The following is a 12,811-nucleotide window of genomic DNA, read 5'->3' as shown; positions in this document are numbered from 1 at the left end:
CAGAGGGCCGTGGACGCAGAGGAGGGAAGGACAAACCCCCACCCCCCCCCCCCCCCCCCCCCCCCCTCCCCCCTCCCCCCTCCCCGCCCCCCCCCCCCCCCCCCCCCCCCCCCGACCCGGTACGCCCTGGTGGACAGGCCCGCCGCCCGGATCGTCGCGTCGACCGTCCAGAACGCCCGGTGCCGGTCGGCCAGCGGCCCGGCGTGGACCACGAGACGCCCGCCGGGCGCGAGCACGCGGCGGGCGAGGCCGTAGAACTCCTGCGAGTACAGCTTGGTGGCGGCGGTGACGCAGGGGTCGGGCAGATCCGAGACGACGACGTCGTACGTCGACCGGGCGAAGCGCAGCCGGCTGAAGGCGTCCGCCGTCACCTCGTGGACCCGCGGGTCGTCGTACACGTGATCGTTGAGGGCGGACAGCGCGGCGTCGTGGCGCGCGAGCCGGACCACGTCCGCGTCGGGTTCGACGATGTCGACGCGGCGCACACCGGGGTGGCGCAGCACCTCACGGGCGGCGAGCCCGTCGCCGCCGCCGAGGATGAGCACGCGCGCGTGCGGTCCGTTCATCGCGGGGTGGACGAGCGCCTCGTGGTAGCGGCGCTCGTCGCGGCCGCTGAAGCGCAGCCGGCCGTCGAGGAAGAAGCGGAGCGGACGCCCGTGGGAACCTCCGGTGAGGACGGCGTCCTGGACGCCGCTGCGGAGCGCGACACGGGCGTCCGCCCCGTACAGGGCGTGCCGCGCGGCCCGTTCGAAGTCGTCGACCAGTATCGCGGCCGAGGCGAGGAGGCCGAGCACGACGACGTTGGCGACGAGGAGGGTCCAGCGCGCGCGGCGGGTCAGGTCGCCCCGGAACAGCCCGAGTACGAGGGCGCCCCCGGCGATCACGTTGACCGTTCCGGTCAGCAGCGCGCCGGAGAGCTGGCCGAGCAGGGGCAGCAGCAGGAAGGGGAAGGCGAGGCCGCCGAACAGGGCGCCCACGTAGTCCGCCGCGAACAGGTCCGCGACCGCGCCGCCGGGGTCCTGGCGGCGGATGCGCTGTATCAGCTCCATGAGCAGCGGGACCTCGGCGCCGATGAGCAGGCCGATGGTGAGGGCGAAGACCACCAGCAGACAGCGGGGTCCGTCGGCCCACAGGCCGCCCCAGCCGCCCGTCCAGGCGAACACCGCGTACAGGGCCATGGCGCTGCATCCGCCGACCAGGGCGAGCAACGCCTCGACGGCGCCGAAACCGGCCGCGGCGCGCGGGCGCAGCCGCTTCGCCGCGAGGGAGCCGACGCCCATGGCGAACACCATGACGGAGAGCACCACGGACGCCTGGGTGACCGAGTCGCCGATCAAGTACGAGGCGAGGGCGACGAGTTCGAGTTCGTACACGAGTCCGCAGGCCGCGCAGACGAACACACCCGCGAGGACGAGGAACCTGCCGATGCCCGGGCGGACGGGCAGCCGCGCCTGGCCCTGGACGCCCCAGGGCGGCGGCGCGCCGGGTGGGGCTGGCGCGTGCGGTTCGATCACCCCGTGAACGCTACGTCACGCCGCCACCACGTCTCGTCACCCACACGTGTGGAAACCCTTGCTCTTCCTGGTGTACGGAGTTGACCTGGGCATCTTCCCGGCAGGGCGCGCGCGAACCCTCGCCGTCAGACGCCGGACGCGCTGAGGGCTTCGGTCCGTACGCCGACTCGCGTACGTGTCGCGACCAACTGGCCGTCCTGCGGGTACGCGTGCCACGTACGCCAGTGGACCTGGCCCTCATGCCGCTGGGCGAGCATCGCCGTGAACGCGTGCGGGCTGCCGGGGAAGACACCGGCGAGGCCCTGGGGGTGGCCGGAGACGAGGGCCAGCAACTCCTGGGCGCGGCCCGCGAAGGAGCCGGGGGACAGGATCTCGACGCGCGCCGCGAACTCGTACTCCCAGTCGCCGAACCTCTTCGCGACGCCGAGCGGCAGGGGTGTGCTGCTGCCGGCGATACAGGCGACGGTCTCCGAACAACTGCCCCGCTCCTCCTCCAGAAGGACCTGGTGGGACGCGCCGAGGAGTCTCAACTGGAGTTTCGCGTCGTCCAGTTCGAGATCGAGGGTGGCGAGGGCCGGCAGCGGTTCGCGGCCCAGCGCCCAGGCGAGGTCGGCCGCGCGCGTGTCGGTGTACGAGGTTTTCAGGGTCGTGAGCATGGGTCGGCTCCGCTAGCACGCAAAGGTGAGGTGGGGTTCCTGCGCACCCGGTCAACACCGGGGGAACGGCCAGGTCAGCCCGGCCGGAAGGGCATCCGGCGGAAGCGTCCGATAAGACCGTCCGATGGACTTCCGAGGCCTGTCGGCCCAGGGCTGCTTGGTGATGTACCAGGGCCGCTTTGGTGGTTTAGAGGGAATCATGAACTGTGCTGCCGCCACAGCGTTTTTACCCAACTTCGTGGGGTTTCCATCCCCCCGAGGGCTCCACAGCTCAACTGTTCAACGACGACGTGCGCCCGGCGCGCGAACGCGCCCGCCGGCCGTGGTCGGCCGACGGGCGCGTTCCGCTGCCGGAGCTCGGCTGCCCCGTGTCAGCTGCCTCCGCCGCAACCGCCCCCGCCGCACGAGGACCCGCCTCCGCAGGACGAGCCTCCGCACGACGAGTGCCCCCCGCAGGAGTGACCCCCGCCGCCGTGGTGGCCGCCCGACGAGCCGGACGAGCAGGAGGACGCGGCACCACCCGCACCACCCGCCCACCAACTGCTGTCGCCGCCACCGCCGCTCCGGGAGGAGCGCCTCTTCTTCCTGCCGCTCTTGCCCCCGCCGACGGCCCCCATGATCACAACGAGCAGGACGACCGCCAGGATGATGCCGATGACCATGGCGTCACCCTCCTTCCGTTCCCCCGAAGCGGCCCCCCGTGGGCCGTGTCTCTCGGTTCCAGCCTTGCGTGCCAGGGGGATGCCCCCACGCTTCCCGGCCCAAAGCAGAGTTGAGCAACTTCTGAGGGTCCATCACGCGAAACGGCCCATGACCTGCACGGACGATCAGATCTGCGGCCGTCGGCGCGTCGGTGTCCCCCCTTCGCGTTGGCGTGTCGGACGGTCGGTGCCGGTGAGCGGCGCAAGAGTGGCGAGGGACACCCACGAGGACACCCGTCCGAAGGAGCGCGCATGCCCGAAGTCACCACCCCGTACGCGACCGGCACCCCGTGCTGGGTCGATCTGATGGCGAAGGACCAGCGGGCCGCACTGGACTTCTACGCCGACCTGCTCGGCTGGGCCGGGCAGCCGGGCCCGGCCGAGTTCGGCGGGTACGCGGTCTGTGAGCTCAACGGCAAGGCCGTGGCGGGCATCGGCCCGGCGATGGCCCCGGAGGGTGCGCCCGAGCCGCCGACCGTCTGGACCAGCTACCTGGCCAGCACCGACGCCCAGGCCACCCAGGACGCGATCGTCTCCGCCGGCGGCACCCTGATCGCTCCGGTCATGGACGTCGGCGACCTGGGCCGGATGCTGATCGCCGCCGACCCGCAGGGCGCGGTCTTCGGCGTCTGGCAGCCCGGCGAGTTCTTCGGCGCCCAGGTGGTCAACGAGGCCGGCGCGCTGACCTGGAACGAACTGCACACCAGCGACGTCCTGGCCGCCACCGCCTTCTACGGCGAGGCGTTCGGCATCGAGATCGAGCCGCTGGAGGGCGCCGACAGCTACTGGCAACTGACGGTCGGCGGCCGGGCGGTCGGCGGCGTCACCCTCCTCGCCAACGACCCGCCCGGCACGCCCGCGCACTGGCTGACCTACTTCGCCGTCGACGACACCGACTCCACCGTCGACGCCCTGGTCAAGCGCGGCGGCACCGTGCTGGTCCCGCCGTTCGACATGATGGCCGGCCGGATGTCGGTGGTCGCCGACCCGCAGGGCGCCCCGTTCGCCCTCATCAAGCCCCAGCCGCTGTAGACCGGCCGGCGGGGACTCCGGCCGCTTCGTCCCGCCCACTCGCGGAGGTGGGCGGGCACGGCACATGAGTTGAGGAACTCCGGAGCTTGGGCGCAGGATGGCGGCCATGACCTCCAGTGCGCGCCCCTTCCTGAACCGTCGGCTCGCCGAGTTCGGGACGACGATCTTCGCCGAGATGTCCGCCCTCGCGATGAGCACCGGCTCGATCAACCTCGGACAGGGCTTCCCCGACACCGACGGGCCCGAGGAGATCCGGGAGGCGGCCGTCCGCGCGCTGCGGGACGGCCGCGGCAACCAGTACCCGCCGGGCCCGGGCGTCCCCGAGCTGCGCACCGCGATCGCCGCGCACCAGAAACGCCACTACGGCCTGTCGTACGACCCCGACACCGAGGTGCTGGTCACGGCGGGCGCCACCGAGGCGATCGCCGCCGCGCTGCTCGCGCTCCTGGAACCCGGCGACGAGGTGATCGCGCTGGAGCCGTACTACGACTCGTACGCGGCCTCGATCGCCATGGCGGGCGGGACACGCGTCCCCGTGACGCTGCGCCCCGACGAGACCGGCGACGACGAGGACGGCGGGAGCGGCGGGCGGCGGTTCCGGCTCGACCTCGACGAGCTGCGCGACGCGGTCACCGAGCGGACCCGGCTGCTGCTGATCAACACCCCGCACAACCCGACCGGCACCGTCCTGACGCGCGCGGAGCTGACGGAGATCGCGCGGATCGCCGTCGAACGGGATCTGCTCGTGGTGACGGACGAGGTCTACGAACACCTCGTCTTCGACGACGCCGAGCACGTGCCCCTGGCGACGCTGCCGGGGATGCGCGAGCGGACGGTGACCATCGGCAGCGCGGGCAAGACGTTCTCGTTCACCGGCTGGAAGGTGGGCTGGGTGACCGCGTCCCCGGCCCTGGTCGCCGCCGTACGGTCGGCGAAGCAGTTCCTGACGTACGTGGCGTCGGGTCCGTTCCAGTACGCCGTCGCCGAGGCGCTCGCGCTGCCTGACGCGTACTTCGAGGACTTCCGCGCGGACATGCTGCGCAAGCGGGACGTGCTGGCGGCGGGTCTCGCCGAGGCGGGCTTCGCCGTCTTCCGGCCGCGGGGGACGTACTTCATCACCACCGACATCCGCCCGCTCGGCGAGACGGACGGCTTCGCGTTCTGCCGCGCCCTGCCGGACCGCGCGGGCGTCGTGGCCATCCCCAACGCGGTCTTCTACGACCACCGCGAGGCGGGCGCCCCGTTCGTACGGTTCGCGTTCTGCAAGCGGGACGAGGTCCTTCAGGAAGCCGCCGGGCGACTGCGTCGTCTGGCGTCCTGAACTCCGGCCGGCCCGGGCCGGGGGGACCTGGGCCGGCCCGGCCCCGGGCGGCTCGTACGCGTCAGTGGAGTGCCCAGGCCAGGGCCACGGTGGCGGTGAGGGTGAGCAGGGCGGGGCCGAGGGGGAGGCCGCGGGCTCGGCGGGAGGCCGGTTCGGTGGGGCGCAGTTCGGGGTGGTGGCGCAGGGCGTTGACCTCCTGGGCCATGCGGGCGTAGGAGGGTTCGAGGCCGAAGCGGCGTTCCAGGTTCGGTACTCCGACGCCGGGCAGCCGCCACTCGGTGCCGTCCGGGAGCCTTGTCTCCACGCTCCCTTCCTTGGTGCACCGGACCGGCCGCAGGCCGTCCCAGGGCACGTGCCGTACCTTCCACCCGCCGGTCAGCCACAGCCCCGAACCGTCCGCGGTGACACGCCAGTTGAGCAGCACCGCGGCGATCCCGACCCACGTCAGCAGGCAGAGCAGGAAGAAGACCTCCCGCACGCCGATCCCGTCCGTCACCAGGGTGCGGGTGTCGAGGGCCACGCCCGCGATCGTGGTCAGGGCCAGGGCCGCGCCGCCGGTGCGCGCCAGGGCGCCGGGGCCCCAGCTCAGCGGGCGTCCGGTCGTGACCAGCGTCGCGGGGACCGGCGTGGCGGCGGCGTGGGCCTCGGCGCTCTCGGTGTCCGGCTCCAGGTGCGGGGCGCGTCCCGGTCCCCTTCCGGGGTACGGCATCCGGACGGAGCCGCTCGTACGCAGGACCGCCGGCTCGCCGTCCCGGAACGTCGTGACGAGCAGCAACTCGCCTCCGTCACAAGGAGCGCCGTACAGGACGGCCTCGCGCGGCCGTACGGCCGCCGAGAACGGGTCCTCCCGGTCGTCCCGCTGCTTCGGGATCACCTCGTCCGTACCGGGAGCGGGAGCGTCGGCGACGAAACTCGCGCCCAGGACGGGCAGACGCGCGGCGGTGTCGTCGCCCGCGTGGATCCAGACCAGGCCGTCGTCGTCCACCCGTTCCACGACCCGCAGGACCGGAACCGGCCCCCGGCGCAGCGCGGCGGCCCGGCGGCGGGCGAGCAGACCGGTGGTGAGGAGGGAGAGCCCGGGCAGGCCGGCGGCCAGCACCCCGAGCTGCGGGCCCGTCGCGTCGTACGGCTCGGACGCCAGGCGCCGCCACGAGCCGTCCTCCAGCACGGTCAGGGCGGAGCCGGGTCGATGGTCCTCCGGGTAGAGCGAGTCGAGCGTCAGCCGCCGGCCGTCGTCGGTACGGACCCGGACCGACTCGTCGTCGCGGCCGACCACCTTCGCCACGGTTCGGGCCGCGCGGTCCGCGTGCCGCTCGTCGTCCCGGACGCCGGAGAGTCCCTGCGCCACGAAGAACGCGGCGACGGCGACGAGGACCAGTCCGGCCGCGATCGGGATCGTTCCGCGGCGCAGGGGCGCGAGGGGTCCGGGAAGCGGGTGCCGTACGCCCGCGGCGCCCTCCACCAGGTCGCGCTGCCGGCGCCGGGCGGCGAGACGTTCGCGGGCGGCGGCCCAGCCGAAGGCCAGGGCGCCGAGGACGCAGAGGTTCGCGGCGAGGGAGTCCGGGCCCGCGTCCGGCAGTTCCAGCCGGGCCACGACGACCGCCAGCGCCGGGGCCGCGACCAGCGTCAGCTCCGGCAGCCGGGCGAGCCAGTACAGCAGACCGACGGCCAATCCCATCTCCACCATGCCCGGCCAGTCCGCACCGCAGGGCGCGGCATCGGTGCAGGGCGGTTCCGGCGCCACCGCTATCGCCCACGCGACGGTGATCAGCAGCGCCAGGACGGACCAGAGGGGGCGCGCCCAGGAGGCATGCCGGAGGCGCGACCACCGGGCCGCCTCCTCGGCGGACCACACGGGTGCGCCCGCGGGAGCGGAGCGGGACGGCATCGGGGCCGGTATCGGGGCCGGGGTCTGTGACACGCGAGGATTATGCGGCACCGCCGCCCACGCGCCCCTGCCCGGTGGCGGCAAGGATCCGGGCCTGGAGCTGCCCGAGGACGACAGCTCCGGAACCGCCTGAGGTGAGCCGTTCCGGAACCGCCGGAGGACGGCAACTCCGCAACCGTCTGAGGTGAGCCGTTCCGGAACCGCCGGAGGACGGCAACTCCGCAACCACCCGAGACAGCGGCTCCCGAACCACCCGAGGGCAGCCGTTCAAAAGGGCCGGCCCCGCCGCTAGCACCGCCCGCACCCCCCGCGCGGGCGGCGCGCCGGAGGCCCCGCAACGGAACCCGCACGGACGATCAAAGCTCGCGAATACCCCGTACGGAACGCACAGTTCGGGGTGTGACCCACCCGACCACCCTCGCTCGCCCCGCTCCCCCGGAGTCCGGCGACCGTGCCGTCCGGCCCTCCCGCTCCTCCCGCTCCTCCCGCGCCGCGCGCCGTCTGCCGTCCGCCGCGATCACGGCGCTCGGGGTGTTCGCGGCCGCGCGCCTGGCCGGACTCCTCGTGCTCGCCGGGACCGCCTGGGCCACCGGCAGGCACCCGGTCGCCCTGCTCGCCCGGTCCTGGGACTCGGCCTGGTACCTGGGGATCGCCGCGCACGGTTACGGCAGGACGCTCTACTTCCATCCCACCGTGATCCACAGCGACCTCGCGTTCTTCCCGCTCTACCCGGCCCTCGTACGGGCCGTCACCACGCTGACACCGCTGACCGGGGGCTCGGCGGGCCTGCTGGTCTCCTGGACCGCGGCGGCCGTCGCCGCGTGCGGGGTGTACGCGATCGGGGCCCGGCTGCACGGCCGGGCGGTCGGTACGGCGCTGGTGCTGCTGTGGGGCCTGCTGCCGCACTCCGTGGTGCTGTCGATGGCGTACACCGAGCCCGTACTGACCGCGTTCGCCGCCTGGTCGCTGTACGCGGTGCTCGACCGGCGCTGGCTGTGGGCCGGCTCGCTGGCCGCGCTCGCGGGGCTGGCCAGGCCGAACGGCTTCGCGGTGGCCGCGGCGGTCCTCGTGGCGGCGGCGTACGAGATCTGGCGCAGCCGCGGAAAGGTTTCCCACAGGGTGTGGACGGGCGCCGCGCTCGCGCCGGTGGGCTGGACCGGCTACGTGCTGTGGGTGGGCCACCGCGAGGGCGACCGGCTGCGCGGCTACTTCCAGGTCCAGCGGCTGTGGGGCTCGCGCTTCGACCTCGGCGAGGGGTCGCTCCACTTCGTCAAGCACCTGCTGCTGCACGGCGACCGGTTCGTGTTCCCGATGACCATGGTGATCGTCGCCGCGGCCGTGCTCCTGTACCTGCTGCTGATCGCGGACCGCGCGCCCCTGCCGCTGCTCGTGTACGGCGGCGTCCTGCTGCTCATCGCGGTGGGCGGCTCGGGGTTCTTCGAGTCGAAGCCGCGCTTCCTGCTCCCGGCGTTCCCGCTGCTGCTGCCCCTGGCCCGCGCCCTGGTGCGAACGGCGAGAGCCCGGCCCTGGCACGCGACCCTGGTGGTCGGTGCCCTGGCCGGGCTCTCGTTCGCCTACGGCGCCTATCTGGTCGTGATCGCGCACACCCCGCTCTAGGGCGTGGCCCAGGGGTCGGTGCGCGCGGCGGACCGGCGGCGCCGCCGGGAGGACGGGCCTACTCTTCCTCGTCGTCCCCGGGCTTGTCCGTCTCGTTGATCTCCTGCTCCAGGCCGAGCTGCTCGACGAGCCACTTGTCGAACTCGATCGCGGCGCGGACCCAGCTCACCGTGGAGGACACGAAGTGCTCCAGGCTGACGCCGGTGCCGATCAGCATCTGCGCCTCGCCGATCAGGCGGACGGTGCCGTCGTCGTGGGTGTGGCTGTAGACCTTGGGCCACAGCGTGCGACGGTTCCAGTCGTCGATCGACTCGAGGAGCGCGGGCTTCTCCTCGAGCTGGTGCGGCCGGTCGTAGAACGTCCGCACCGAGAAGACCTGCTGGTCACCCTCGCCGCGGAACATGAAGTACGTACGGAACTCCTCCCACGGCGCCGCGAGGTCACCCTCGTCGTCGACGACGTACTTCAGCTCCATCTGCTCCAGGAGCTGCTTCACGAGGTCCTGATCCGGGACCACGGGGCCGGCGGGGCCGCCGGGCTGCGGCTCGGGCTGGCCCCCGAAATTCGGAATCGAGGACGGGTCGATGCTCACCGTGTATTTCCCTTCGTACGGATGCTGCCATCCTCTCTCATGCGGGGCGGGGAGTGGCAACCTCTGGCGGGGCCTGTCCGCCGGGGGCTGACAAGATCCGGTCACGTACGAGCATCGGCGCGGCAAAGGGGGAGGGCCCGCGGCGGTGTGCCGCGGGCCCTCCCCCGCCGGATCCGGGTGGCGGTTACAGCGTCTTGCCCGTGGCCGGGCCCACGATCAGGCCGTCGCCGAAGGCGTCCACGCGGACGGTGTCGCCGTCCTTGACCTCGCCGGCCAGGATCTCCTTGGCCAGCCGGTCGCCGATGGCGGTCTGGACGAGGCGCCGCAGCGGGCGGGCCCCGTACGCCGGATCGTTGCCCTCCTCGGCGAGCCAGGCCAGCGCCGCGTCGGTGACCTCCAGGGCGAGCCGCCGCTCGGCGAGCCGCTTCGCCAGGGAGTCGATCTGGAGCCTGGCGATGCGCTCCAGCTCCTGCTGGTCGAGGGCGGAGAAGACGACGAGGTCGTCCAGCCGGTTCAGGAACTCCGGCTTGAAGGACGCCCGGACGACCTCCAGGACCTGCCGCTTGCGCTCCTCGTCGGAGGCCGACGGATCGGCGAGGCTCTGCCCGCTCAGGAACTGGCTGCCGAGGTTCGAGGTGAGGATCAGGATGGTGTTGCGGAAGTCGACCGTGCGGCCCTGACCGTCCGTCAGCCGCCCGTCGTCCAGCACCTGGAGCAGGATGTCGAAGACCTCCGGGTGCGCCTTCTCCACCTCGTCGAGCAGGATCACGCTGTACGGGCGGCGGCGCACCGCCTCGGTGAGCTGACCGCCCTCCTCGTAGCCGACGTACCCGGGAGGCGCGCCGACCAGCCGGGCCACGCTGTGCTTCTCGCCGTACTCCGACATGTCGATGCGGACCATCGCCCGCTCGTCGTCGAAGAGGAAGTCGGCCAGCGCCTTGGCGAGTTCGGTCTTGCCGACGCCGGTGGGGCCGAGGAAGAGGAAGGAGCCGGTGGGCCGGTCCGGGTCGGCGATCCCGGCGCGGGTGCGCCGCACGGCGTCGGACACCGCCCCCACGGCCTCGGTCTGGCCGATCAGCCGGCGGCCCAGCTCCGCCTCCATGCGCAGCAGCTTCTGCGTCTCGCCCTCCAGGAGGCGGCCGGCGGGGATGCCGGTCCAGGCGCCGACGACGTCCGCGATGTCGTCCGGCCCGACCTCCTCCTTCACCATGGTGTCCTTGGAGACCTCCTCCTCGGCCTGGGAGGCTTCCTCCAAGTCCCGCTCCAGCGTGGGGATCTCGCCGTAGAGCAGCTTGGAGGCGGTGTCGAAGTCGCCGTCGCGCTGGGCGCGTTCGGCCTGGCCGCGCAGTTCGTCGAGCTTCTCCTTCAGCTCACCGACGCGGTTGAGGGACTGCTTCTCCTTCTCCCAGCGGGCGTTGAGACCGCGCAGCTCCTCCTCCTTGTCGGCGAGGTCGCGGCGCAGCCGCTCCAGCCGCTCCCTGCTGGCGGCGTCCGTCTCCTTGCCGATGGCCAGCTCCTCCATCTTGAGCCGGTCGACGACGCGCTGGAGCTCGTCGATCTCGACCGGGGAGGAGTCGATCTCCATGCGCAGCCGTGAGGCCGCCTCGTCGACGAGGTCGATGGCCTTGTCGGGGAGGAAGCGGGAGGTGATGTAGCGGTCGGACAGGCTCGCGGCGGCCACCAGGGCCGAGTCGGCGATCTGGACCTTGTGGTGCGCCTCGTAGCGTCCCTTGAGTCCGCGCAGGATCGCGATGGTGTCCTCGACCGTCGGCTCGGCGACCAGCACCTGCTGGAAGCGCCGCTCCAGCGCCGGGTCCTTCTCGATCCGCTCGCGGTACTCGTCGAGGGTCGTGGCGCCGACCATGCGCAGCTCGCCGCGGGCGAGCATGGGCTTGAGCATGTTGCCGGCGTCCATGGCGGAGTCGCCGCCCGCTCCGGCGCCGACGACGGTGTGCAGCTCGTCGATGAAGGTGATGATCTGCCCGTCGGAATCCTTGATCTCCGCGAGCACGGTCTTCAGGCGCTCCTCGAACTCGCCCCGGTACTTCGCGCCCGCCACCATCGCGCCCAGGTCGAGCGAGACGAGCCGCTTGTTCTTCAGGGACTCGGGGACGTCGCCCTTCACGATCCGCTGGGCGAGCCCCTCGACGACGGCGGTCTTGCCGACGCCGGGCTCGCCGATGAGGACGGGGTTGTTCTTGGTGCGGCGGGACAGGACCTGCACCACCCGGCGGATCTCGTGGTCCCGGCCGATGACGGGGTCGAGCCTGCCCTCGCGGGCCGCGGCGGTGAAGTCCGTGCCGAACTTTTCGAGCGCCTTGTACTGGCCCTCGGGATCCGCGGTCGTCACCCGGCGCCCTCCCCGTGTCTTCTGGAACGCGTCCAGCAGCTTCTTCGCACTGGCCCCCTGCTGGGAGAGTACGTCGGCGATCGCCCCGCCCTTCGCGGCGATGCCGATGAGCAGGTGCTCGGTGGAGATGAACTCGTCGCCCAGATCCTTGGCGCGCTCGGCGGCGTCGGCGATGACCGCGAGGGTCTCGCGGTTCGGCTGCGGGGGCGCGACGGTGGAGCCGGTCACGCTGGGCAGGCCGGCGAGCACGCGTTCGGTGCCGGAGCGGACCGACGCCTGATCGGCGTCCACGGCCGCCAGCAGATCGATGAGGTTCTCGTTGTCCTGCCCCTCGAGCAGAGCGAGCAGCAGGTGGGCGGGGGTGAGGTCCGGGTGCCCCTCCCGTACCGCGCGGTTGCTGGCCGCGTTGATCGCGTCCCGGCTCCTGTTGGTCAGCTCGGCGTCCACGTTCGCGTTCTCCTCCTCCTGGTCCCTGACCGTTCCCTGACTCGTCCAGCGTACACAAAGTTGAGTCTATTCCACTCAAGGCTGCAAGGACGGGAAATCGGACGCCCACCAGGCGTAGATTCAGGCCTCATGGCTTCCTATCCGGTGGACCCGCGGCAGCCCGACGCCGCCTACCTGAGCTTCTGGCGCGAGCGCCACCTGTGCACCCTGACCACCTCGCGGCCCGACGGAAGCCCGCACGTGGTGCCCGTCGGCGTTACATACGACCCCGAGGCCGGTCTCGCTCGGGTCATCACGAACAAGTCGAGCAGGAAGGTGGCCCACGTCCTGGCGGCCGGGCCGGACGGGGCGCGGGTGGCGGTCTGCCAGGTGGACGGCGCGCGCTGGGCGACGCTGGAGGGGCGGGCGCGGGTCACCGCGGACCCGGAGCGCGTCGCGGAGGCGGTGCGGCGGTACGCGGAGCGCTACGAGCGCATGCCGTCGCCGAACCCGTCCCGGGTGGCGATCGAGATCGAACTCACGGCGGCGATGGGCCGCGGATGAGACCGCCGACAGGCGTCCGGCGGCCGACGGCGGCCCGGGACCGGACGGGCCGAAACCCGGAGATTTCCCCGGAAACTGCAGCGGGGGGGGAGGGGGGGGGGGGAGGGGGGGAGGGGGGGGGGGGGGGGGGGGGGGGGGGGGGGGTGGAAG

Annotated in this window: 10 protein-coding genes; 4 read left to right on the top strand and 6 right to left on the bottom strand. The window is 72.9% G+C overall.

The genetic code is table 11. The annotated features are described in order from the left end of the window. The 3 genes from ACZ4TO_RS24595 to ACZ4TO_RS24585 all read right to left on the bottom strand — a co-directional run. A partial coding sequence (locus tag ACZ4TO_RS24595; RefSeq protein WP_468025210.1) for a polyamine aminopropyltransferase occupies positions 1-1,514 on the bottom strand: 1,514 nt, incomplete at its 3' end. 125 nt (positions 1,515-1,639) lie between these two features. Beyond that, positions 1,640-2,170 (bottom strand): DUF2617 family protein, encoded by a 531-nt coding sequence (locus tag ACZ4TO_RS24590; RefSeq protein WP_382783740.1) that lies wholly within the window; start codon positions 2,168-2,170, stop codon positions 1,640-1,642. Between the two features lie 371 nt (positions 2,171-2,541). Next, a complete protein-coding gene (locus tag ACZ4TO_RS24585) occupies positions 2,542-2,832 on the bottom strand; it encodes a hypothetical protein (RefSeq protein ID WP_382783737.1) in 291 nt (96 codons plus the stop codon). 291 nt (positions 2,833-3,123) lie between these two features. Between ACZ4TO_RS24585 and ACZ4TO_RS24580 the strand changes: the two genes are divergently transcribed. Further along, complete coding sequence (locus ACZ4TO_RS24580) at positions 3,124-3,903, top strand: VOC family protein (RefSeq protein ID WP_382783734.1); 780 nt, start codon at positions 3,124-3,126, stop codon at positions 3,901-3,903. 97 nt (positions 3,904-4,000) lie between these two features. Next, on the top strand, positions 4,001-5,224 hold the full coding sequence (locus tag ACZ4TO_RS24575) for a pyridoxal phosphate-dependent aminotransferase (RefSeq protein ID WP_468025209.1): 1,224 nt from the start codon (positions 4,001-4,003) through the stop codon (positions 5,222-5,224). A gap of 61 nt (positions 5,225-5,285) precedes the next feature. On the opposite strand, the gene ACZ4TO_RS24570 is transcribed toward ACZ4TO_RS24575, so the two are convergent. After that, positions 5,286-7,145: a hypothetical protein gene (locus ACZ4TO_RS24570; protein WP_468025208.1), complete on the bottom strand. Its 1,860-nt coding sequence runs from the start codon at positions 7,143-7,145 to the stop codon at positions 5,286-5,288. A 366-nt stretch (positions 7,146-7,511) separates the two neighbouring features. On the opposite strand from ACZ4TO_RS24570, the gene ACZ4TO_RS24565 reads away from it, so the two are divergent. Next, complete coding sequence (locus ACZ4TO_RS24565) at positions 7,512-8,729, top strand: hypothetical protein (RefSeq protein WP_382783725.1); 1,218 nt, start codon at positions 7,512-7,514, stop codon at positions 8,727-8,729. Between the two features lie 58 nt (positions 8,730-8,787). On the opposite strand, the gene ACZ4TO_RS24560 is transcribed toward ACZ4TO_RS24565, so the two are convergent. Beyond that, positions 8,788-9,321: a YbjN domain-containing protein gene (locus tag ACZ4TO_RS24560; RefSeq protein ID WP_382783722.1), complete on the bottom strand. Its 534-nt coding sequence runs from the start codon at positions 9,319-9,321 to the stop codon at positions 8,788-8,790. A 184-nt stretch (positions 9,322-9,505) separates the two neighbouring features. After that, the gene (gene clpB, locus ACZ4TO_RS24555; protein WP_468025207.1) at positions 9,506-12,118 is read right to left on the bottom strand and encodes an ATP-dependent chaperone ClpB; all 2,613 of its coding nucleotides are present in this window, start codon (positions 12,116-12,118) and stop codon (positions 9,506-9,508) included. A gap of 129 nt (positions 12,119-12,247) precedes the next feature. On the opposite strand from clpB, the gene ACZ4TO_RS24550 reads away from it, so the two are divergent. Then, positions 12,248-12,661 carry a pyridoxamine 5'-phosphate oxidase family protein gene (locus ACZ4TO_RS24550; RefSeq protein WP_382783717.1) on the top strand — a complete coding sequence of 138 codons (414 nt, stop codon included), beginning with the start codon at positions 12,248-12,250 and terminating at the stop codon, positions 12,659-12,661. The last annotated feature ends 150 nt before the right edge of the window (positions 12,662-12,811 follow it).

The organism is Streptomyces sp. NPDC028298, assembly GCF_055565895.1.
This window is presented reverse-complemented; position numbering and strand designations above follow the sequence as displayed.

Excerpts from the sequence above, each read along its gene's own strand:
- ACZ4TO_RS24575 (WP_468025209.1), top strand. The coding sequence starts at position 4,001 with ATGGCGGCCATGACCTCCAGTGCGCGCCCCTTCCTGAACCGTCGGCTC.
- ACZ4TO_RS24590 (WP_382783740.1), bottom strand. The coding sequence starts at position 2,170 with ATGCTCACGACCCTGAAAACCTCGTACACCGACACGCGCGCGGCCGAC.
- ACZ4TO_RS24550 (WP_382783717.1), top strand. The coding sequence starts at position 12,248 with ATGGCTTCCTATCCGGTGGACCCGCGGCAGCCCGACGCCGCCTACCTG.
- ACZ4TO_RS24580 (WP_382783734.1), top strand. The coding sequence starts at position 3,124 with ATGCCCGAAGTCACCACCCCGTACGCGACCGGCACCCCGTGCTGGGTC.
- ACZ4TO_RS24585 (WP_382783737.1), bottom strand. The coding sequence starts at position 2,832 with ATGGTCATCGGCATCATCCTGGCGGTCGTCCTGCTCGTTGTGATCATG.